Origin of the sequence: Streptomyces sp. 3N207, from assembly GCF_052246355.1 — a bacterium.
Classification (GTDB): Bacteria; Actinomycetota; Actinomycetes; order Streptomycetales; family Streptomycetaceae; genus Streptomyces.
In genome coordinates this window covers 70,782-90,478 of record NZ_JBQQBV010000025.1, presented here as the reverse complement: position 1 = coordinate 90,478, position 19,697 = coordinate 70,782, and the positions used below count along the sequence as shown (strand labels likewise).

General features: G+C 72.9%; 20 protein-coding genes. 15 read left to right on the top strand and 5 right to left on the bottom strand.

From position 1 onward, the window contains the following. Positions 1-109 precede the first annotated feature (109 nt). Together ACTWP9_RS30140 and ACTWP9_RS30135 are read left to right on the top strand one after the other, a co-directional pair. On the top strand, positions 110-1,450 hold the full coding sequence (locus ACTWP9_RS30140; RefSeq protein WP_443249478.1) for an erythromycin esterase family protein: 1,341 nt from the start codon (positions 110-112) through the stop codon (positions 1,448-1,450). Positions 1,451-1,767: 317 nt separating this feature from the next. Continuing rightward, positions 1,768-2,448 (top strand): LuxR C-terminal-related transcriptional regulator, encoded by a 681-nt coding sequence (locus ACTWP9_RS30135; RefSeq protein ID WP_443249477.1) that lies wholly within the window; start codon positions 1,768-1,770, stop codon positions 2,446-2,448. 122 nt (positions 2,449-2,570) lie between these two features. Here the strand turns inward: ACTWP9_RS30135 and ACTWP9_RS30130 are convergent, their stop codons facing one another. Next, entirely contained in the window at positions 2,571-2,762 is a 192-nt protein-coding gene (locus ACTWP9_RS30130) for a hypothetical protein (protein ID WP_443249476.1), read from the bottom strand. A gap of 31 nt (positions 2,763-2,793) precedes the next feature. Between ACTWP9_RS30130 and ACTWP9_RS30125 the strand changes: the two genes are divergently transcribed. The 10 genes from ACTWP9_RS30125 (at position 2,794) to ACTWP9_RS30080 (ending at position 13,064) form a co-directional block, all read left to right on the top strand. After that, positions 2,794-4,026, top strand: a complete 1,233-nt coding sequence (locus ACTWP9_RS30125; RefSeq protein ID WP_443249475.1) for a glycosyltransferase — start codon at positions 2,794-2,796, stop codon at positions 4,024-4,026. A gap of 35 nt (positions 4,027-4,061) precedes the next feature. Then, on the top strand, positions 4,062-5,240 hold the full coding sequence (locus ACTWP9_RS30120; protein WP_443249474.1) for a class II D-tagatose-bisphosphate aldolase non-catalytic subunit: 1,179 nt from the start codon (positions 4,062-4,064) through the stop codon (positions 5,238-5,240). Next, on the top strand, positions 5,237-6,163 hold the full coding sequence (locus tag ACTWP9_RS30115) for a transglutaminase domain-containing protein (protein ID WP_443249473.1): 927 nt from the start codon (positions 5,237-5,239) through the stop codon (positions 6,161-6,163). The genes ACTWP9_RS30120 and ACTWP9_RS30115 overlap by 4 nt, the downstream gene beginning before the upstream one ends. A 54-nt stretch (positions 6,164-6,217) precedes the next feature. Further along, positions 6,218-6,769 (top strand): cupin domain-containing protein, encoded by a 552-nt coding sequence (locus tag ACTWP9_RS30110; protein ID WP_443249472.1) that lies wholly within the window; start codon positions 6,218-6,220, stop codon positions 6,767-6,769. Continuing rightward, positions 6,769-7,908: a DegT/DnrJ/EryC1/StrS family aminotransferase gene (locus ACTWP9_RS30105; protein ID WP_443249471.1), complete on the top strand. Its 1,140-nt coding sequence runs from the start codon at positions 6,769-6,771 to the stop codon at positions 7,906-7,908. The genes ACTWP9_RS30110 and ACTWP9_RS30105 overlap by 1 nt, the downstream gene beginning before the upstream one ends. A gap of 56 nt (positions 7,909-7,964) precedes the next feature. After that, entirely contained in the window at positions 7,965-9,155 is a 1,191-nt protein-coding gene (locus tag ACTWP9_RS30100; protein ID WP_443249470.1) for a GNAT family N-acetyltransferase, read from the top strand. Between the two features lie 57 nt (positions 9,156-9,212). Beyond that, complete coding sequence (locus ACTWP9_RS30095; protein WP_443249469.1) at positions 9,213-9,932, top strand: TIGR04282 family arsenosugar biosynthesis glycosyltransferase; 720 nt, start codon at positions 9,213-9,215, stop codon at positions 9,930-9,932. Further along, entirely contained in the window at positions 9,929-10,588 is a 660-nt protein-coding gene (locus tag ACTWP9_RS30090; RefSeq protein ID WP_443249468.1) for a class I SAM-dependent methyltransferase, read from the top strand. The genes ACTWP9_RS30095 and ACTWP9_RS30090 overlap by 4 nt, the downstream gene beginning before the upstream one ends. 99 nt (positions 10,589-10,687) lie before the next feature. Next, a complete protein-coding gene (locus ACTWP9_RS30085; protein ID WP_443249467.1) occupies positions 10,688-11,956 on the top strand; it encodes a glycoside hydrolase 5 family protein in 1,269 nt (422 codons plus the stop codon). A gap of 58 nt (positions 11,957-12,014) precedes the next feature. Beyond that, entirely contained in the window at positions 12,015-13,064 is a 1,050-nt protein-coding gene (locus tag ACTWP9_RS30080; RefSeq protein WP_443249466.1) for a zinc-dependent alcohol dehydrogenase, read from the top strand. Positions 13,065-13,082: 18 nt separating this feature from the next. On the opposite strand, the gene ACTWP9_RS30075 is transcribed toward ACTWP9_RS30080, so the two are convergent. The 3 genes from ACTWP9_RS30075 to ACTWP9_RS30065 all read right to left on the bottom strand — a co-directional run bounded on the left by ACTWP9_RS30075 (position 13,083) and on the right by ACTWP9_RS30065 (position 15,449). Then, a complete protein-coding gene (locus ACTWP9_RS30075; protein ID WP_443249465.1) occupies positions 13,083-13,202 on the bottom strand; it encodes an LPFR motif small protein in 120 nt (39 codons plus the stop codon). 71 nt (positions 13,203-13,273) lie between these two features. Next, complete coding sequence (locus tag ACTWP9_RS30070) at positions 13,274-13,795, bottom strand: methylated-DNA--[protein]-cysteine S-methyltransferase (RefSeq protein WP_443249464.1); 522 nt, start codon at positions 13,793-13,795, stop codon at positions 13,274-13,276. A 196-nt stretch (positions 13,796-13,991) separates the two neighbouring features. Further along, on the bottom strand, positions 13,992-15,449 hold the full coding sequence (locus ACTWP9_RS30065; protein ID WP_443249463.1) for an FGGY family carbohydrate kinase: 1,458 nt from the start codon (positions 15,447-15,449) through the stop codon (positions 13,992-13,994). A 146-nt stretch (positions 15,450-15,595) separates the two neighbouring features. On the opposite strand from ACTWP9_RS30065, the gene ACTWP9_RS30060 reads away from it, so the two are divergent. The 3 genes from ACTWP9_RS30060 to ACTWP9_RS30050 all read left to right on the top strand — a co-directional run bounded on the left by ACTWP9_RS30060 (position 15,596) and on the right by ACTWP9_RS30050 (position 18,643). Further along, positions 15,596-16,288, top strand: coding sequence for a histidine phosphatase family protein (locus ACTWP9_RS30060; protein WP_443249462.1), 693 nt, complete (start codon positions 15,596-15,598; stop codon positions 16,286-16,288). A gap of 56 nt (positions 16,289-16,344) precedes the next feature. Continuing rightward, positions 16,345-17,085 carry a DeoR/GlpR family DNA-binding transcription regulator gene (locus ACTWP9_RS30055; protein WP_443249500.1) on the top strand — a complete coding sequence of 247 codons (741 nt, stop codon included), beginning with the start codon at positions 16,345-16,347 and terminating at the stop codon, positions 17,083-17,085. A gap of 70 nt (positions 17,086-17,155) precedes the next feature. Next, the gene (locus ACTWP9_RS30050) at positions 17,156-18,643 is read left to right on the top strand and encodes an FGGY-family carbohydrate kinase (RefSeq protein ID WP_443249461.1); all 1,488 of its coding nucleotides are present in this window, start codon (positions 17,156-17,158) and stop codon (positions 18,641-18,643) included. Between the two features lie 104 nt (positions 18,644-18,747). On the opposite strand, the gene ACTWP9_RS30045 is transcribed toward ACTWP9_RS30050, so the two are convergent. Next, positions 18,748-19,623 (bottom strand): phosphotransferase, encoded by an 876-nt coding sequence (locus tag ACTWP9_RS30045; protein ID WP_443249460.1) that lies wholly within the window; start codon positions 19,621-19,623, stop codon positions 18,748-18,750. Between the last annotated feature and the right edge of the window lie 74 nt (positions 19,624-19,697).

Genomic DNA, 19,697 nt, shown 5'->3' with positions numbered 1-19,697 from the left:
CCCGATCTATTGCGCGTAAGCATGAGGCAAACGAATAAGACGGCCGTCTTGCGCAAGCGCCCAAATCCTGACTACTGTCGCGCCGTACTCACCGTTCGAGGGAGATGCCATGAGCCACGCCCGCCCCGTCAACCGCCGCCGTCTGCTCGGCCTGACCGCCGCCGTCCTCGCTCCGGCGGCCCTCGGCACCGGCGCCATCACAGCGAGGACCTCCTCGGCCGCCGAGCCGGTCGACGCGCTGAATCGCGGCGCTCGGCCACTGAGCGACCTGGATGCGCTCGGCCGCATGGTCGGCGACGCACACGTCGTGGGCCTGGGCGAGGCCAGCCACAGCGCCCACGAGTTCTTCACGCTCAAGCAGCGTCTCTTCCGCCATCTCGTCACCACCAAGAGCTTCACCACCTTCGTGCTGGAGGCGAGTTGGAGCACCGGCCTGCGCCTGGACGCCTACGTCACCCGCGGCATCGGCGATCCCGCGCAAATCATGCGGAGGGAGTTCCAAGGCCAATACGTCTTCTGGAACACCCAGGAGTACCTCGACCTGATCCGGTGGATGCGCCGCTACAACATCACCCACCCCCACCGGCCGCAGCTGCGGTTCGTGGGCAACGACCTCGGCTACGCCGGACGCGACGCCTTCCGCCACGTCACCGACTACCTCGCCGCGCACCGCCCCGACCTGGCCGAGCGCATCGGCAACCACTACGCGGGGCTGAAGCCGGCGGCCGGGACGCAGGCGGGGCCGTGGATGGCCGGCCAGTTGGCCAAAGAACTCCCGGCACGCCGAGCCGAGTCCGACCAGGCCGACGCCGCCCTGGCAGTGCTCCGCGACCACGGCCGCCCCCGCACCGCCGACCGCGACGCCGAGCGGGCGCACACCTGGGCCGTACAGAACGCCACCGCCATCGCCCAGAGCTACACCGCCTACGCCTTCCCCGAGGATCAGTTCCCCGAGCGTATGCGCTACCGCGACCGGGTCATGGCCGCCAACACAGCCTGGTGGCTGCGGCACAAGGGCGGCCGCATCCTGCTCGCCTCCAACAACGGCCACGTCGCCTACACCAGCGACAACCCGGACGAGTTCCCGGAACCCACCGGCGCCTTCCTGCACGAACAACTCGGCGCGGACTACGTCAACATCGGCCTGACCTTCGACAAGGGCACCGTCAACGCCCTGCCCGACCCCACCGCCCAGCAGCCCAAGGAATACACCGTCACGCCGGCCCCGAAGGGGCACAACGAGTACACCCTCGACAAAGTCCGCTACCGCGACTTCAGCATCGACCTGCGCACCGCGCCCCAAGCAGCCCGCACCTGGCTCGCCGCAGCCCGCCCCACCCGCTCCTACGGCCTGTACTGGTCGACCGACGACCCGGCAACCGCCCTCGGCCGCTCCTACGACATCCTCATCCACCTCCACCAGGTCGAAGCCGCCCATATCCTCAGGTGACTCAACCGGGATGGCGAACTACGCGCACCTCTATGCCCGGTCTACGTCAACGCAACGCGCCCGGCAAGGAGTTGAGGGCGGGACGTCGGCCCCGGGGCTCGGCCGGGAACGAGTGAGGGCGGGAAGAGGGCCGGGGCGGGGTCGGCGTGGGGCGGGTGGGCAACAGGGGTCACAATGGTGGAGCGGAACACCAGCGATCGCTCGGTCAACTCGCTTCCCTGGGGCCCGAGTCTGCGGGATCATCGCTCGCGGCAATCAGGACTAGACCACTACCGTGCGTGCGGCAAGTGGCCTCACACGGGGATTGGGTGAACCGCATGACCGAGATCCAGGAAAAGCCGGATACCAGCGATCGCACCGAGGCCCGGCTGGCCGTCGCCGTCTACGTCGAGGCCGAACTCCTCCGCCTCGGGCTCCAGGCAATGCTGCCCGGCCTGGCGACCGTCGAGCGCGCCGAACAGTTCTCACACCTCGCGGTACTCGAGCGGGCGTTGGCCGACAACAGGTTCCATGTGCTCATCCTCTCCAGCTCCAACAGCGCCCCCGGCTCCGTCAACAGATTGCGCCACAGCCAGCAGGGGCTCCGTACCCTCGTCCTCCTCGATCCCGCCGACGCGCAGTCCGACTCGGCGCTCGCCCGGCTGCCGGCCGACGGCTATCTGCTGCGGGAGGAGCTGACCGCGGCGGCCCTGGACCGGGCGCTGCGGCAGCTCGCCGCGGACGAGATGCCGATGCCGCTGCGCCTGGGCCGCCAACTGCTCAGCCAGGCAGGCGAGTCCGCGCATCTGCTGCCGGCCCGCACGGTGCGGCTGACGGCGCGCGAGCACGAAGTGCTCGCCCACCTCGTGGCCGGGCTCAGCAACAAGCAGATCGCCCGCCATCTGCGGATCTCCGAGCACGGCGTCAAACGGCTGGTGAGCAGCGTGCTGCTGAAGCTGGGTGCTGCCAACCGCACCGCGGCCGTGGTCACCGCGATCAAGCTGGGCCTCATCGACTGAACCGCCCGCCACGGGGGTCGGCGGCGGAGCGGAACCGGAATGCCTTGGCCGGGCAGGGCATCGGTCGACCCTGCCCGACCAGGCGGTTCTCAATGCCCTGACCACCAGGGCTACCCGATCGGTCAGCCCCGTTCGCCCAGCTCAGTGTGGGCGGTCGTACGGGGCTGTCGGCGTTCCGAAGCGGAGTGCAGGATCAGCGAGGCGTCCTGGTCGCGGCCGTCGAAGGCCCGCCGGACTCCCGCCGCCGTGGCTCGTCGCCGTTGCGGCGGAGGGAAGTGCGCCGCAACGACACGTTCGGCTCGGTCGCCGGACACGGATTCCGCACCTGTTGAGAGGACCGCCCAGATGAGCTGGAGGCACCAGGACCCCGCAACCCTCGCGGATGCCGCCGTCAGCAGCGTGGCCCTCGTCGCCGACCCGTTCGCGCAGTCGGCGGCTCCCGGCTTCTGGGTCTGGTCCCGCGACGCCCACCGGGCGGTCACCGAAGCGGTGCTCGCGCTGCCCGACGCACGCATCGGCACCCTGGCCGAGACCGTCGGCAAGGACCCCGCCGACATCACGGCCTGCCGCCGGCTGACGGCGCTGCTGGACGACCGGCTCACCCACGCTGCCGACGAGCCGGAGACCGAGCGCCTCGCGGCCCTCGCCTGGGACGCGGAGACCCGCTCCCGGCTGCGGATGCAGCACGGCACCGAGCGGCCCGCCGGGCTCGGCACGCCGGACGCGGGGGAGATCCTGCGTACCTCGCGGCCTCCGGCCAAGCCGACCGGGCCGGTTGACGCGGCACTGGTGATCCCGTTCCGGGAGCGCGGTGAGGAGGGGGACCGCACCCGCAATCTGGCCGCGGTGCTGCAGGCGCTCAACGACCAGAGCCATCCGCGGGACCGCTACCGCGTCGTCGTGGTGGAGGCCGACTCCCGGCCGCGCTGGGAAAGCGTGTACGCGCCCTGGTGCGACACCTACCTGTTCGCGGAGAACGACGGCCCGTTCAACTACTCGTGGACCATCAACGCGGGCGTGGTGCACGGCGCCCGTCCCGCCGAGCTGATCTGCGTACTGGAAGCCGACATCCTCGTCGACCGCGGTTTCGTGGAGCGTGCCGTCGAGCGGTTCCGGGTGCCGGGCACCCAGGCGCACTGGCCGTTCGAGGACATGCTGTATCTCGACGCCGCCTCCAGCCACCAGGCCGTCACCGAACGCTGCCTGGAAGGGCGCTCGGCCACGGACAGGGATGCGCTGCGTGGGGTCTTCCTGCGCCGTACTCCCGGGGCCTGCGTATGGCTGCGCGAGAGCCTCTTCACCCGGATCGGCGGCTACGACGAGCGGTTCACCGCCGGCTGGGGCGGTGCCGACAACGACTTCACCTGGCGGGCCGATCTGCACGGCGGGCTCGACCGGTACCGCGACCGCATGGTCCACCTGCACCATGCACGCGCCACCGACTGGTACGACGCCGAGGGCGCGGGGGCCGGAGCCTACGAGACGTTCCCCTGGTGCACCTGGCCGCCGGACGCCGAGATCGGCGACCTGACCAAGTTCACGCAGTGCCGTTCCCAGCAGCCCCAGCAGCCGCGTTGAGCGCTCAAACCCTCGAGAAACAGGGGAAGACACCCATGGAACCTGTGGTCGGCATCGGCCCGGTCTCACGCTGTACCGTCGACGCGGCCCTCGCCGTCGCGCGGCGCACCCGCACCCCGCTCATGCTCATCCCCAGCCGCCGCCAGGTGGACGCCGCCGAGTTCGGCGGCGGCTATCTGGGCTGGACCACCCAGGAGTTCGCCGACTACGTCAAGGAGCGCGACCCGGACGGGCTGCTGCTTCTGTGCCGGGACCACGGCGGCCCCTGGATGCACACCGCCGAGGCCGACATCACCGAGCCCACCGACGCGCTGGACTCGTGCGTCCGCTCCTTCACCGCCGACCTCGACGCCGGATTCGGACTGCTGCACATCGACACCTCCGAGGGCCGCCCCGGCACCGGTCCCGTCCCCGCGCAGACCGCCGCGGCACGGCTGGTGGAGCTGTACGCGCGCTGCCACGCGGAGGCCACAGCGCGCGGTGCCGAGGTCGCGTACGAGATCGGCTTCGAACCGCAGGACGTCTCCACCAACGACCCCGACGAGTTCAAGGCCGCCCTCCGGCTCGTACTCGAAGGCATCGAGGCGGCCGGCGCGCCGCGGCCGCGCTACGTCGTCGCACAGACCGGCACCAAGGTCGCCGAACTGCGCAACGTCGGCCGCTTCCACGAGCCGCAGGCCCGCGACGAGACGCTGCGCCAGGTCTCCACCCTGGCCGCCACCTGTCACCAGGAAGGCGTCCAGCTCAAGGCGCACAACTGCGACTACCTCACCACCGAGGAGACGGCGCTGCTGCTGCGGGCCGGCGTGGACGCGTTCAACGTCGCACCGGAGTACGGCGTCGCCGAGACCCGCGCTCTGCTGCGCGTCCTGGACGAGATGGCGCTGACCCGCGCCAAGGAGAACTTCCTGCGGCTCGCCTACGACAGCGGCAAGTGGCGCAAGTGGATGCTGGACCCGACCACCGCGACCGACGTCGAGCGCGCCGTCATCGCCGGCCACTATGTCTTCCGCAGCGACGCGGGCCTGCGCATCCGCGAGGAGGCCGCGCTCGCCCTCTCCGCACGCGGCAGGCCACCGCTTGATGCGGTGCTGCGGGACGCCGTGGCCGAACGTATCGAGTCCGCGCTGCGGGCCGTGGCGCAGACTGCGGGCCAGGCAGCGGAGCCGGCCGACGTGCGGGCCGCCGCGCGTACCGCCGAGGCGGTACGGTGAGCGCCCCCGTGCCCGACGTCTACGCACCCGGCACGCTTCAGGAAGCCGTCGACCGCATCCTGCGGGTCCCCGACGAGCACCGTACGTTCGCCAAGGACGCCGCCTTCGCCGAGCAGACCTGGGCCATCGGTCCTGCGCTGCTCGAAGCCCTCCTCGACCATGGACTGCCGCACCGGGGCGAGGGGGACCAGCGGCGCTTCGAGCGCACCGACCTGCACAACATCAGCACCTATCTGAACCTGCCCTCGCCCTACTTCCAGGCCCTCACCCGCAAGGCCCAGTCCATGGACGAGGTGGCCCGTAAGGGCGAGCAGCACATCCACGAGCTGGAGCTGCGTGCCGACTGTGCCGAGCAGGGCCACACCGGGGAGTGCGCGTTCACCACCATCCCCGGGCTGAGCCGCTACAGCGAGCCCGGCAGCCTGCGGGAAACCTCCCCAGGGGTGTTCACCGTACGGGCCCAGCTGCCGTCCAACAGCCTGGTGTTCGACGAGGACCGCTCCGACCTGCTGTCCCTCGTCGCCGACTGGGAGCTGTACGTACTGCCCGACGGGGTCATCGAGGACGAGGGCTTCTCCCGTGAGACCCGGCTGGCCAACTGCCTGATCCCCGCCCGGCTGCTTCTGCGGGAGGCCGAGCGGCGCGGCATCCGGGCCCGGCACGGGGCCGGGCTGCTGGTCGCTCCGCCGTTCACCACGCTGCACCACTGGGTGGAGTTCGAGCTGGACGGCGACTGGGTGCCGGCCGACCCGGTACTGCTGACCGCGTTCTCGCGCTGGGGCATGACCGACCCCGCCGACTGGCCGTACAACCGCTCGGTCGCCGGCAGCGTCTGGCACCTGCTCACCTGGCCGCCCGAGGTGTTCTTCCCCGTCGTCCGCGACCGCGGCGTCCAGGCGCCCGTGCACATCTCCTCGCGCTGACCCCGAACCCTCCTGCCACCCTGACGCACCACCACCCTCATGGAAGGACCGCACATGGGCAGCCCCGCGACCGAAGCCGGCTTCACCGCCATCAGCGAGCCCGAGGGCGGCACCGGCGCCCACGAGGCACGCGCGGCGCGCGAAGTGGCCCCCGGCGTACGGGTCATCGAGTTCGCCGACACCAAGAAGGTCGTCAAACTGTGGGGCCAGGAGCGCTGGCTGCACGAGGAGGAGCCGGACGGCCCGTACGGCTTCAAGTTCATCCGCATCAAGGCGGGCCACCGCACCTCCCTCCAATACCACGAGCACAAGCGGGAGAGCTACTTCATCCTGGAGGGCGAGGCGGTGATGCACTACCGCGAGACCCGTGACGGGGAGACGCTGCAGCTGCCGATGCCCGCCGGGACGCTGGCGCATGTGGACCCCGGAGCGGTGCACCGGGTCGAGGGCGTCACCGACATCGTGCTGGTCGAGGTCTCCACCTACGACGACGGCTCCGACAACGTCCGGCTGGAGGACGACTACGGGCGCGGTGACGGCCGAATCGCGGACGAGCACGACGAGCACGACGAGCACGACGGGCACGACGACCGCGGCGAGCGCTGATGGGCGGCTCCAGAGATTTCCGTGTTCCCAAGTACCGCTACCCCGCCCAGTTCGAGGGCGGCGAGCGGGAGCTGCTGGCCCGGATCGAGGAGCTGCTGCTGCGCGGCGGCTATGTGCTGGGCCAGGAGGTCGCCGAGTTCGAGGAGCGGCTGGCCGGCTACCTGGGCGCCGCGCACACCGTCGGCGTCAACTCCGGTACGGACGCGCTGATCCTCGCCCTCGACGCGCTCGGGATCGGCCCGGGCGACGAGGTCGTCACCGTCGCCAACTCCTTCCACGCCACCGCGCAGGCCGTCGCCCGGCGCGGCGCCACCCCGGTGTACGTGGACTGCCGCGACGACGACTTCCTGATGGACCTCGACCAGCTTCCGGCCGCGTTCACCGAGCGCACCCGCGCCGTCATCCTCGTCCACATGTTCGGCAAGGCGGCGGACGTGCCCCGCGCCCGGCGCCTTGCGGCCGACGCCGGTGTCGTCCTCGTCGAGGACTGCGCCCAGGCCATCGGCGCACGCAGCCACGGGGTGCGCGTCGGCACCGCCTCCGCCGCCGGCTGCTGGAGCTTCGCGCCGTCGAAGAACCTGGCCGCTGCCGGGGACGCCGGAGCGATCAGCGTCCAGGACGACGAGCTGGCCGAACGGCTCCGGCTGCTGCGGCACTTCGGGCAGCCGCAGCAGAACCAGCACGAGATCCTCGGCTACAACTCGCGCCTCGACACCCTCCAGGCCCTCGTCCTGCTGCACAAGCTCGACCGGCTCGACTCCTGGAACGCCCGCCGCGCCGAGGTGGCCGCCACCTACCGCGAGCGGCTGGCCGGGCTCCCGCTGCGCTTCCAGCAGCCCGGCGAGGACGGCGAGCACGTCTACCACCTCTTCCAGGTGCGCACCGAGACCGAACAGGCCCGCGACGGGCTGCTGGAGCATCTGATCGCCTCCGGCATCGACGCGGTCGTCCGCTATCCCGTGCCGCTGCCGCACCAGCCGGCGCTCGCCGGACCTGCCGCACAGCGCCACTCCTGCCCGGTCGCGGAGGAGCTGTCCCGGCAGACCCTCTGCCTGCCCATCCGGCCCGACCTCGAAGCGCAGGAGATCAACCAGGTGTGCGACGCGGTCGCCGGCTACTTCACCGGTCGGGCGAGCTGAGGGCGGCAGCAGATGAGTCAGACAGCGGGCCCCTGGGCGAGAGGGACGGCCGACTGATGGAGACCCGCGTCCGCACGGCCGCCGACGACGCCGAGTTCCAGGGCTACCTCGCCCAGACCCGGCACGCCTTCGGCAAGGTGCCCTACGACCACGCCACCCTGCGCACCCACGGCGTCACGGCGGTGGCCGTCCGCGGAGCGGAAGTGCTGGGCGGCGGGCTGTTCCTGCCGTTCGCCCAGCACTTCGGCGGTCGCGCGGTGCCCTCCGGCGGTGTGGCCTGGCTCGCCGTCGCACCCTGGAAACGGGGCGCCGGACTCGCCCGCCGCCTCACCGAGGAGGGCACCGACCGGCTGTGCCATGAGCACGGTGCGGCGGTGGCCTGCGCCTGGACCCCGGCGCCCGGAATGTACCGGCGGTGGGGCTGGGAGGCCGCCGCGGTCGCCTCCAGCTACGCCCTGAACCCGGCCGAACTCCCCGCTTCGGCCCCCGACTTCGAGACGGTCCTGCCGGACGAGGTGGCCTGCGCCCGGCTGCGGCGGCGCCTCGCTCCCGGCTGGAACGGGCCCTTGCACAGGCCCGCCTGGTGGCAAGGCTGGAAACAGCGCGTCACTCAGGGAACGTTGACCCTCGGCGTCCGCCGCGAGGGAGCCCCGGACGGGGCAGAGCCGGGAGACCTGGCCGGATATGCGACCGTCACCGTCGAGCCGCACCAGCCCTGGGGCGTGGCCGCCGTCGTCCACGACTTCTGGCACGACGGGCTCGACGCGCTGCCCGCGCTGCTTGCAGCCGTCAGCGCCCGCTCGCCCCAGGTGCGCGAGATCCGTTTCCGCCGCTCCGTACTGCCCCGCCCCAGCGCCCTCCAGTGGGCGCTGGACCAGTACGCGGTCCGCGAGGACGGCTGGTACCCGTGGGTGCTGCGGCTGCTCGACGTAAGCCGCGCACTGGAGGCCCGCGGCTGGGATCCGCAGCCGCGCGGAGGCGTCGGGCTCGAAGTCGTCTCTCCGGAGGGCAAGAGTGCCCCGTACGCGCTCACCTTCGAGGAGGGCCTGATGCACGCCCAGCGCGGCAGCCACCCCTCGGCCCGCACCGTGCGGCTGCCCTCCGCGACGCTGGCCGCCTGGTACGCGGGTGGTCTGCCGCTGCGTCAGGCTGCGCGGCTGGGCATGGCAGAGGGCGACGGACGCGATCTCGCCCTGCTGGACGCGCTCGCCGCGGGCCCCGCGCCCTGGCTGCCCGAGAGCTTCTGACGTGACAGCCCACCACTTCACCGTGACCGCCCCCCACCCCACGACCGAGGACGCGTGATGCCGGTGCCGGAGCCCACCACGCTGCTCGTCATAGCCAAGGAGCCCCGCGCGGGCCGCGCCAAGACCCGACTCGCGCCCGCCTTCACCCCGCACGGGGCCGCCGCGCTCGCCGCCGCCGCGCTCACCGACACCCTGGGCGCCGTACTGGCAACGCCCGCGCGCCGCCGCATCCTGGTGCTGGACGGCAGCCCCGGGCCCTGGCTCCCAGCTCCCGAAGAGGGCGGCGACCGCTTCGAGATCGTGCCGCAGGCGGACGGTGGTCTGGACGAGCGGCTGGCCGCGGCGTTCGGACTGTGCGAAGGGCCGGCGCTGCTCGTCGGCATGGATACCCCGCAACTCACTCCCGCGTTACTCGCGCCCGCGACCCGGCCGGACGCCTGGCAGCACCACGACGCCTGCTTCGGCCCCGCCGCCGACGGCGGTTTCTGGGCGCTGGGCCTGGCCGCACCCGATCCCGCACTGCTGCGCGGCGTCCCCATGTCCACCGCCACCACCGGCGCGGTGCAGCGTGCCCGGCTCCTCGACGCCGGGCTGCGCGTATGCGACCTGCCGCAACTGCGGGACGTGGACGAGCCGGCCGACGCGGACACGGTCGCCGCCGAGGCCCCCGAGAGTCTCTTCGCCGCCGAACACGCCCGGCTGCGGCGGCTGTTGGGCTCCGGCCACGCGATGACCGGGCCCGCCGTCCAGGGCACGCCAGGGGTGGGGGCGACGTGAGAGGGCGGACGGGCGCTGACAGCGGCTCCTGGACCGAGGACCCCTACACCGAGGCGCTCGACCTCGGCTGCGGCCCGCTCTATCTGCGCGCCCACGACGGCTGGTCGCTCACCCTCGACGTGGAGCGCTGGTGCGCCGTCGCCGACGCGGCCGATATGACCGTCCTCGACCGCTGCCAAGGCACCGTGCTCGACATCGGCTGCGGGCCGGGCCGGCTCGTGGCCGCGCTGGGCGAGTACGGACACCCCTCGCTCGGCATCGACATCAATGCCGCCGCCGTCTCCCGCACCGTACTGCGCGGCGGGCGCGCCCTGCGCCGCTCCGTTTTCGACCCGCTGCCCCCGCCCGGCACCTGGGACACCGCGCTCCTCGTCGACGGCAACGTCGGTATCGGCGGCGACCCCGCGCTGCTGCTGCGCCGCATCGCCCATCTGGTGCGCTCCGGCGGCCTGTTGCTGGTGGAGGTCGCGGGGGAGGACGTTGACGAGCGGCTCCAGGTATGGATGGAGAACTCCCGCGGGACCACGGGAACCCCGTTCCCCTGGGCGCGACTTGGCATTGCGGCCCTGCACCGAGTGGCCCGCGGCGCCGGCTGGTCGCCGGTGGACAGCTGGTCGAAGGATGCCCGCGACTTTGTGGCGCTGCGCCGCGATTGAGTGAACCCTCGCACTGTGCGGGCTCCGCACCGGGGGCTGCGCTTGCCCACCCTGCGCACTGGGGGGGTACCCCCTCACCGGAACAACGGAAGGAAGACCGTGCGGTTCGGTGTCAACTACACGCCCAGCAAGGGCTGGTTCCATCACTGGCTGGACTTCGATCTGGACGAGGTGCGCGCCGACCTGGACTCGGTGGCGGCGCTGGGGCTCGACCACATCCGGGTCTTCCCGCTCTGGCCGCTCTTCCAGCCCAACCGGGCGTTGATCCGGCCGAAGGCCGTGGAGCAACTCGTCGCACTGGTGGACGCGGCGGGGGAGCGCGAGCTGGATGTGAACGTGGACGGCTTGCAGGGCCATCTGTCCAGCTTCGACTTCCTGCCGTCCTGGGTGACGACGTGGCACCGGCGCAACCTGTTCACCGACCCGGAGGTGGTGGACGCACAGGCGGAGTATCTGGGGACGCTCGCCGAAGCGCTGCGCGACAGGCCGAACTTCCTCGGCATGACGCTCGGCAACGAGATCAACCAGTTCGCGGACAGCCCCCACCCGGACCCCCACCGGGTCACCCCGCCCCAGGCGGAGGAGTGGCTGAAGCGGATGCTCGCGGCGTGCGAGGAGGGCGCGCCCGGCCGTACGCAGCTGCACGCGGGCGACGACGCCACCTGGTATCTGTCCGGGCACCCCTTCACGCCCGGTCACGCGGCGAACCTGGGCGCCATGACGGCCGTCCACTCGTGGGTGTTCAACGGTACGGCGCAGCGGCACGGGGCCACCGGCACAGCGACCGAGCAGCACGCTGCGTATCTGATCGAGCTGTCCAAGGCGTGGGCCGAGGACCTGGAGCGGCCCGTATGGCTCCAGGAGGTGGGCGCACCCGCCCCGCACATTCCGGCGTCCGGGGCGGGGGCGTTCCTGGAGGCGACCGCGCGTGCCGCACTGGACTGCACCCGGTTGTGGGGCATCACCTGGTGGTGCTCGCACGACGTGGACCGCGCGCTGGCGGACTTCCCCGAGCTGGAGTACGGCCTGGGGCTGCTCACCAACGACCGCACACCCAAGCCCGCCGCACAAGCGCTCGCCCGGATCGCGGCCGAGTGGCGCGGGCGGGCGCACCGGCCCCAGCGGCGTACGACGGCCCTCGTGCTGGAAAGCGGCGGAGGGGGCGGCCCGGACCCGCAGCGCACGGCCTGCGCACCCGGCGGCGACTTCTTCGAGGCGTGGGCAGCGCTGGCCGCCGAGGGGGTACGCCCCGCCGTCGTCCGCGCCGCCCACGCCGCGGACCCCGCCCGACTGGCGGCCCGCGGTATCACCGAGACCGTGCACCCTCATGAGGTGCCGCGCCCGCACCGTGCCATGATCCAGGGGTGACCGGAGGCGGAGGCAGCGCAGCACCGCCCGCACCGCGCCCCTCGCGAAAGGACACCCGTTGAAGGGGAACTGGCCCGGTGGCACGATGCGTGCCGCCCGCATCACCGGCATCTCCGAGACCGACCTGGCCACCGTCCCGGTGCCCGAACCGGAGCCGGGCACCGTCCTGGTGCGCACCCGGCAGGTAGGGATCTGCGGCACCGATCTGGAGATCCTGCACGGCACGTCGGCGTTCCTCCAGGACGGCCGTATCACCTTCCCGCACGTCTTCGGCCACGAGTGGTACGGCGAGGTGGTCGCGTACGCCGACGAGCCCCCGGCGGACGCCCCGGCGGTCGGTTCACTCGTCGTCGGCCGCACGATGGTGCCGTGCGGTCACTGCGCCCAGTGCCATGCGGGGCGCGCCCAGATGTGCACCGCGCTGCGCGAGACCGGGCTGTACGGATTGCAGGGCGGCGCCGCCGGCTATGTACGGGTGCCCACACACGCCCTCACCCCGCTGCCCCCGGGGCTGCCCGAGCCGGCGGGCGCGCTGATCGAACCGGCCGTCTCGGTGGTGGAGGCGTTCGAGCGGGCGCGGCTGCGGTTCGACGACCAGGTGGCCGTCATCGGCACCGGCACCATGGGCCTGCTCGCGGTGCAGTTCGCGCACCGGCACGCCGCCAAGGTGCACGCGATCGGCATCGACAGGGCCGGACTCGACCTGGCACTGCAGTGCGGGGCCGATGCGGCCCTGCACGCCGACGAGGCGCCGCAGAACGCCTACTCGCTGGTCGTGGAGGCGTCCGGTGCGGCTTCGGCCTTCACGGGGGCACTCGCGATGGCCGAGCGTGGCGGACGTGTGGCGCTGGTGGGAGTCGCCAGGGAGCCCGTCTCCTTCGTGCCCGGCGAACTCTCCCTCCAAGGCGTGGACGTGCTCGGCATCCAGCACGGCATCTCCCACTACGACCGCACGGTGGCGCTCTTCGAGCGGGGCACCCTGGACGCGGGCCCGCTGGTCGCCGAGGTCTTGCCCGCCGACTCCGCGGAGTCGGTGAGCGCGGCCTTCGCACTGCTGGAACAGGGCAGAAGCGGACCGCCGAAGGTCCTGCTGACCTTCGGCGGCTGAGGTCCGCTCACCGTGCGCTCAGTGCGCCGAGCGGGACGCCCCGGTGAACAGCCGGGCAACCGCCCGGAACGGCAGCGTGACGACTGTGGCGATGGCGCCGCCTATTGCACGCAGCACATCGGCGATGGCGCGGAGCATGGTGTCCTCCTTGCCGTGAAGCGGTCTCTGTCCGCCTCACGGGTGGCCGCCACGGCCGGAACCAAACCGCCTCACCACAGCGTCGCCCCGCCACTCCCTCCCAGCGGTGCCAGAGCGCCACGCTCGAAGTCCAGCAGGTGCCGCTTGCGTTCGATACCGCCGCCGTACCCGGTCAGCTGCCCGGTGGACCCGATGACCCGATGGCAGGGGACGACGATGCTGATCGGGTTCCGCCCGTTGGCCAGCCCGACCGCCCGCGCGGCCCCCGGCCGCCCGATCCGCTCGGCGAGCTGCCCGTAGGAGAGCGTCTCGCCGTACGGGATGTCGCACAGCGCATCCCATACGGTGCGCTGAAAGGCGGTACCCCGCGGTGCGAGGGGGAGCGTGAATTCGGTACGTTCCCCCGCGAAGTATTCACCGAGCTGCTCAGCCACCTGCCCGAAGACGAGCGGGCTCGGATCCCGTTCCCCGAACGTCTCCTCCGCCGGCCGGTGCCGCTGCTGCTCCATATAGACGGCAGTCAACGTCCCGCCGTCGGCGACCAGCGTCAGCGGTCCGACAGGGCTGTCGATAACGGTGTGCGTGCGGTGCATGGCGCGTCCCCTCTCCGTTCCCCTCCAGTCTCACCGCCGACCATGCGAAGGACTGGCGGAAAAACGACATGAGGGTCGGAGGTCCCGGTCCCCCGCTGGGAACGGGGTGCCCCTGTCCGATGTCCGCAGACTGCGGGCACGTCCTGGCTTATCGCGCCGTTCCCCGCGCCCCTTCGGGGCGCCCCCCAACGTCCGGTCACACCCCCCAGCGGGCAGCGACCCGGTCGCGGTATTCCGCGTAGCCGCGTTCGTAGCGGTCGAGGTCGGCGTCGTCCGGCTGCACCAGCCGGTATCCGGCGTGCCACCGCTCCTCGTCGACGGGGTCGCCCAGCGCGGCGCGGGCCACGACGGCGGCGCCCTTGGCGCCGACCTCCGTCTCGGTCGGCACCCGCACCGGGCGGCCGAGGATACCGGCGAAGGCCCGCATCCAGCCGTGGGAGCGGGTGCCGCCGCCGCACGCGGCCAGCGTCCGGGACAGGTCGGCGCTCTCCAGGCAGTGCCGGGCCGCGTAGCCGACCGCCTCGCACATGGCACGCACCAGGTCGGCACGGTCGTGCGCCAAGGACATGCCCTCGAACGAGGCCCGTGCGGCGGGCGCCACGAACGGCGCGCGCTCGCCCGCCTCGGACAGGAACGGCAGCGCCACCACCCCGCGGGCTCCGGCCGGGCTCTTGTCCAGCAGCGCCTCCAGATCGTCGGTGGAGGCGCCGACCACGCCGAGCGCCCAGTCGATCCCCGCCGTACCGACCATCGCGGGCATGGCGCGCAGCCAGCGGTCGGTCTCCGGGGTGCACAGCCACATCCCGGCCGGTTCTCCGTCCGGGTCGCGGTCCGTGCGGTCGGTGAGCACCTGGCAGGCCAGCGTCGTGCCCACCGTCAGCAGTCCGTCACCGATCTCCCGTACGCCGCTGCCGATGGCGCAGGCGGGCAGATCGTAGGGCCCCGAGGTGACCGGCAGTCCGGCGGGAAGGCCGAGCAGCGCGGCTCCCTCCCGGTCGAGGGAGAGGACGGCGCGCGGTGCGGCGGGGGCCGGCAGCAGGTGGGCCAGCTCTGCCACGCCGCAGGCGGCCAGCGCGGCGGGGGAGTAGCTGCGGGTGGCCGGGTCGAGGAAGGGCAGGGTGGCGTCGGAGGCGTCCACGCTGACCGTGCCGGTCAGCCGCTGCGCTATGGCGTCGACGCAGTAGCCGGCGACCGCCGCGCGCTCCAGTGTCTCGGGCTCGTGCTCGCGCAGCCACGCCAGCAGCGGTGCGTGACAGCCGGGGAACATGCCCGAGCCGGTGTGCCGGAAGACCTCACCCACGGTGCCGTCCCGCTGCCAGCGGCCGACCAGCGACGCCGCGCGGCCGTCCATCCAGGAGATCATGCGCCGTACCGGCCGGCCCTCCGCATCGCGCAGCCACAGCCCGTCGCCCTGCCCGGTCAGGGCGAGTGCGGCCGGGGGTGCGGGCAGAGCGGCGCCGACTTCCCCGACCACCTCGGCGACGCCGGCCAGCACCTCTTCCAGGTCCTGTTCGACGACGCCACCGGTCTCGCGCAGCAGCGTGGAGCGGCGTGCCGCGGCGTGCAGGCGGTTGCCGTCGCGATCGAAGGCGACGGCCTTGGTGACGGAGGTGCCGATGTCGACACCGATGATCGCCCCAGCGGTTTCAGTCATGGCCGTTCGCCTTCCAGTCCCGGCAGTTCGCACTGCTCTCCACATCGAGATTGTTATATTTATAGCGCTCCACGTGAAGAAGCCCAATGGGCTGGGAGTGTGCGCCGCGCCGCACCCGCCCGCCGCACCGAAGTCCTGGAGGACGTATGACCGCCCGGCTCCTGCTCGTACGCCACGGCCAGACCGTCTGGCACGCGGAGAACCGCTATGCCGGGATCTCCGACATCGCGCTGACCGACGCGGGCCGGCAGCAGGCCGAGCAGCTGGCGGAGTGGGCCGTGGCGCGGTGCAGGCAGCAGCCCATCGGTGCCGTCGTCAGCTCGCCGCTGGAGCGTGCGCGGCGCACGGCCGAGCCCGCGGCCCGGGCGCTCGGTGTGGTGCCCGGCGTGCACGAGGGGCTGCGCGAGGCCGACTTCGGCTGGGGCGAGGGCCGCACCATCGGGGAGATGACCGCCGACGACCCGGAGCTGGTGCGCGCCTTTCACCAGGACGCGGAGACCGGCGCCTTCCCCGGCTCCGAGCCACCCACCGCCGTCGCGCCGCGGGTGTGCGGGGCGCTGCGCGAGGTGGCGGCGGCGCACGACGGGCAGACGGTGCTGGTGGTCGCGCACAACACCGCCTTCCGTATCGCCCTGTGCGCGATGCTCGGCATTCCCGTGGGCCGGTACCGACTCGTCCTGCCCCGGCTCGACAACGCCGCAGTCACCGAGATCGAGGTGGCCGGCGACCGCACGGCGCTACGGTCGCTGAACGTACCGACGGGCACCGGCAGGGCTGCCGCCGGACAGGCGCCGCTCGCGGCCCCCACGGCCGCCGGCCGAGCGGGGGAGGCGCCGTGAAGAACCCGGGTACGCCCGTCGGCTCCGCCCGCTCGCAGGAGAGCCGCAGACAGCGCATGGCCGAGCACGTCGTCCGGCACGGGACGGTGACCGTCAGCTGGCTCGCCGAGACGATGGGCGTCAGCGTGATGACCGTCCACCGCGATCTCGACGCGCTGGCCAGACGCGGTGTGCTGCGGCGCTTCCGGGGCGGCGTCTCCGCGCTGCCCACCAGCGTCTTCGAGAGCAATCTCGACTACCGGCTGGGCGTCCATGTGGCGCAGAAGGAAGCCGTGGCGCAGGCCGCCGCCGAGCTGGTCGAGCCCGGTATGTCGGTGATGCTGGACGACTCCACCTCTGTGCTGGCGCTTGCGGCGCTGCTGCGCGAGAAGACACCGCTGACCGTGCTGACCAATGCGCGCCGGGTGCTGGACGTTTTCGCCGGGTGCGAGGAGATCCGGCTCATCGCTCTGGGCGGGGAGTACTCCCACACCCATGACTCCTTCCTCGGCGTCCCCTGTGTGGAGGCCATCGAGTCGATGTCCGTGGACCTGGTGCTGGTGAGCACCTCCGCGATGAACGGGCACATGACCTTCCACCAGGAGCAGGACGTGGTGCTCGTCAAGCGCGCCATGCTCGCCTCCGGGGCGCGTGCTGCGCTGCTGATGGACCACTCCAAGGTGGCCCGTACCGCGCTGCACCGGCTGTGCCCGGTGGCCGACTTCGACCACGTCGTGGTGGACGACGGGGTGCCCGGCGAGCTGCTGACCGAGCTGCGCGAGCACACCGACGTCCGGGTCGCGGCGGTGACCGGCTGACCGGCGCCCCTCGCACGCGCCGATATCACACGGAGCGTGTGAAATTAACACTCCTACTGAAAGGGATGCCATGCCCAGCCCAGCCCCGGCGCCCGGAGACCAGCACTTCGCTACCGCCGCCACCCCCCTCGTCGCCGGGATCGACGTCGCCACGGCCGCCGTCCGCGTCGTCTGCCTGGATGCCCGCGGCACGGTGTACGCCGAGGGCCGGGCCGCGCTGCCGCAGCCGGTCCGCGACGGCGGCGGCCGCAGCGAGCAGGACGCCACCCGCTGGTGGCCCGCCGCGGCCGAGGCGCTGCGCCAGGCCACCGCGGCGCTGCCGGCCCGCGGCGCCGAAGTGACCGCCGTCGCCGTCTCCGCCACTTCCGGCACTCTCGTACTCGCCGACGGGGACGGGCGGCCACTCGGCCCCGCGCTGATGTACGACGACCGCAGGGCCGCGGACCTCAACGCCGAAGCCCAGCACCGGGGTTCGTCCCGGTGGCAGGCGCTCGGCCTCACCGTCGGGCCGACCGCAGCGCTGGGCAGGGCCGCCTGGTACGCACGGCACGCGGCCGACCGCCCCGGCGCCGCGCGGCTCGTCCACACCCCCGACCTGCTCGGCCGCCGGCTCACCGGGGAACCCGTCGCCACCGACTGGAGCCACGCCCTCAAGACCGGCTACGACCCGCGCGCGGGTGAGTGGCCCGGCGAGGTCCTCGACGCGCTCGGCATCCCGGCGCACTGGCTGCCCCCCGTGCAGCCGCCGGCGACCTCTGTCGGCACCGTCTGCGCCGAGGCGGCGGCCGAGACGGGGCTGCCGGTGGGCTGTGACGTACGGCTCGGCATGACGGACGGCTGCGCCGGTCAGCTCGCCACCGGCGCGGTGGCACCCGGCCAGTTCGTAGGAGTCCTCGGCACCACCTACGTTCTCAAGGGCGTCACCCGCGACCTGGTCACCGACCCGGCCGGCGCCCTCTACAGCCATCGGCACCCGGACGGCTGGTGGCTGCCGGGCGGCGCCTCCAACACCGGCGGCGAAGCCCTCGCCCACCGCGCCGTCGAACGGCTGCCCGCGCTCGATGAGGCAGCAGCCGCGCGGGGCCCCGCGTCGTGCGTCAGCTATCCGCTGCGCCGCGAGGGCGAACGCTTCCCGTTCGTGGCGGGCGCGGCCCGCGGCTTCACCCTCGGCACCCCGGCCGACGACGCCGACCGGCACCGCGCTGACCTGGAGGGCGTCGCCTTCCTCGAACGGCTCGCCCTGGAACGGGTCGCGGCGCTCGGCGTGCCCGTCGACGCTCCGCTGTACGCGGCGGGCGGCGGCAGCCGCAGCCCACTGTGGACCCGTATCCGCGCCACCGTGCTCGGCGTGCCCCTGCGGGTGGCCGACCGCGCGGAGACCGCATTCGGCGCCGCGCTGCTGGCCGCCACCGGGACGTTGTACGACGGTGTCGAGGAGGCCGCCGCCGCGATGACCGGTGAGGGCCGGCTGGTCGAGCCGGTGCCGGAGGAGAAGGCCGCACTGGACGACTCCTATGCGCGCTTCACGGAGGAGTTGACGGCGCGGGGGTGGGTGTAGCCGGACGTACGGGTTGCGGACGCCGCCTGGTCCGCCGGTCTGGGGGCAGCTCCCGCCCGGAGGCTGGGGGAGGTACAAGCGACGCCCGCAACCAGCACGTTCGGTCAGAACGGGTGCCAGCGGACCGTCGGGTCCGACTCGCGCAGCGAGGCAACCCGCCGCAGGAACTCCGCGCGCGCGGCGGGGTTGCCCGGCGCGTGCTGCGACACCCACGCGCAGCTCGCGGTCTCGCGCGCCCCCCGGAGCACCGCGCACCCCTCCCATTCGCGCACATCCCAGCCATAGGTGGCGCAGAACGCCTCGTACTCCGCCTCCGGCAGCCCGTAGCGGTCATGGCTGAGCGCCATCACGACCAGGTCGTGCTCGCGCAGGTCCGAGGAGAACGTCTCCAGGTCCACCAGCAGCGGCCCCTGCGGGGTGACGTGGACGTTGCGAGGCAGCGCGTCCCCGTGCACCGGACCGGGCCGCAGCCGCGGGACGAGGCCGGGCAGCGCGGCGAGGATGTCGTCCCGGCGCGCCCTCAGGAACGCCGCGTCCTCACGCGGCACCGCGTCCCCGGCCAGCCGCAACCAACGCTCCACGCCGCCCAGCAGCTCCCGCGCGGGCAGCGCGAACGGCGGCTCGGGCAACGAGTGGACCAGCCGCAGCAGACCGGCCAGGTCCGCGGCGCCCGCGGGCCGCACCGCGGCGGGCAGCCGCTGCCAGAAGGTGACCGGGTGGTCTCCCACCAACCGGGCCTCCGGTTCGGCAGCCCGGACCGCGGGCACGCCCTCGCTCTCCAGCCAGGTCGCCACCCGCAGCTCGTGCTCGGCGCGCGTCAACAGCTGTGGGTCGCGGCCGACCCGCACCACGGTCCCGTCCAGCCCGAAGACGGCGTTCTCGCCGAGCGACAGCAGCTCCGCCGTACCGCCGGGGCCGCCCGTCGCAGCGGCCAGCACCTCCCGCGCCAGATCCTCGGTGAATGCCACGCTGGTCGCCATCGCCTGTGCTCTCCCTGCTCTCGGTCGATCTGTCACCAGGCTGTCAGGGTGCCCCGGCCGCCGTTGCCCAGCCC

Bases quoted from the DNA above. Each gene is read 5' to 3' on its own strand.
- ACTWP9_RS30110 (WP_443249472.1), top strand. From the start codon at position 6,218: ATGGGCAGCCCCGCGACCGAAGCCGGCTTCACCGCCATCAGCGAGCCC.
- ACTWP9_RS30055 (WP_443249500.1), top strand. From the start codon at position 16,345: ATGGCCGAGCACGTCGTCCGGCACGGGACGGTGACCGTCAGCTGGCTC.
- ACTWP9_RS30125 (WP_443249475.1), top strand. From the start codon at position 2,794: ATGAGCTGGAGGCACCAGGACCCCGCAACCCTCGCGGATGCCGCCGTC.
- ACTWP9_RS30070 (WP_443249464.1), bottom strand. From the start codon at position 13,795: ATGCACCGCACGCACACCGTTATCGACAGCCCTGTCGGACCGCTGACG.
- ACTWP9_RS30060 (WP_443249462.1), top strand. From the start codon at position 15,596: ATGACCGCCCGGCTCCTGCTCGTACGCCACGGCCAGACCGTCTGGCAC.
- ACTWP9_RS30100 (WP_443249470.1), top strand. From the start codon at position 7,965: ATGGAGACCCGCGTCCGCACGGCCGCCGACGACGCCGAGTTCCAGGGC.
- ACTWP9_RS30120 (WP_443249474.1), top strand. From the start codon at position 4,062: ATGGAACCTGTGGTCGGCATCGGCCCGGTCTCACGCTGTACCGTCGAC.
- ACTWP9_RS30140 (WP_443249478.1), top strand. From the start codon at position 110: ATGAGCCACGCCCGCCCCGTCAACCGCCGCCGTCTGCTCGGCCTGACC.
- ACTWP9_RS30045 (WP_443249460.1), bottom strand. From the start codon at position 19,623: ATGGCGACCAGCGTGGCATTCACCGAGGATCTGGCGCGGGAGGTGCTG.
- ACTWP9_RS30095 (WP_443249469.1), top strand. From the start codon at position 9,213: ATGCCGGTGCCGGAGCCCACCACGCTGCTCGTCATAGCCAAGGAGCCC.
- ACTWP9_RS30065 (WP_443249463.1), bottom strand. From the start codon at position 15,449: ATGACTGAAACCGCTGGGGCGATCATCGGTGTCGACATCGGCACCTCC.
- ACTWP9_RS30105 (WP_443249471.1), top strand. From the start codon at position 6,769: ATGGGCGGCTCCAGAGATTTCCGTGTTCCCAAGTACCGCTACCCCGCC.
- ACTWP9_RS30135 (WP_443249477.1), top strand. From the start codon at position 1,768: ATGACCGAGATCCAGGAAAAGCCGGATACCAGCGATCGCACCGAGGCC.
- ACTWP9_RS30075 (WP_443249465.1), bottom strand. From the start codon at position 13,202: ATGCTCCGCGCCATCGCCGATGTGCTGCGTGCAATAGGCGGCGCCATC.
- ACTWP9_RS30050 (WP_443249461.1), top strand. From the start codon at position 17,156: ATGCCCAGCCCAGCCCCGGCGCCCGGAGACCAGCACTTCGCTACCGCC.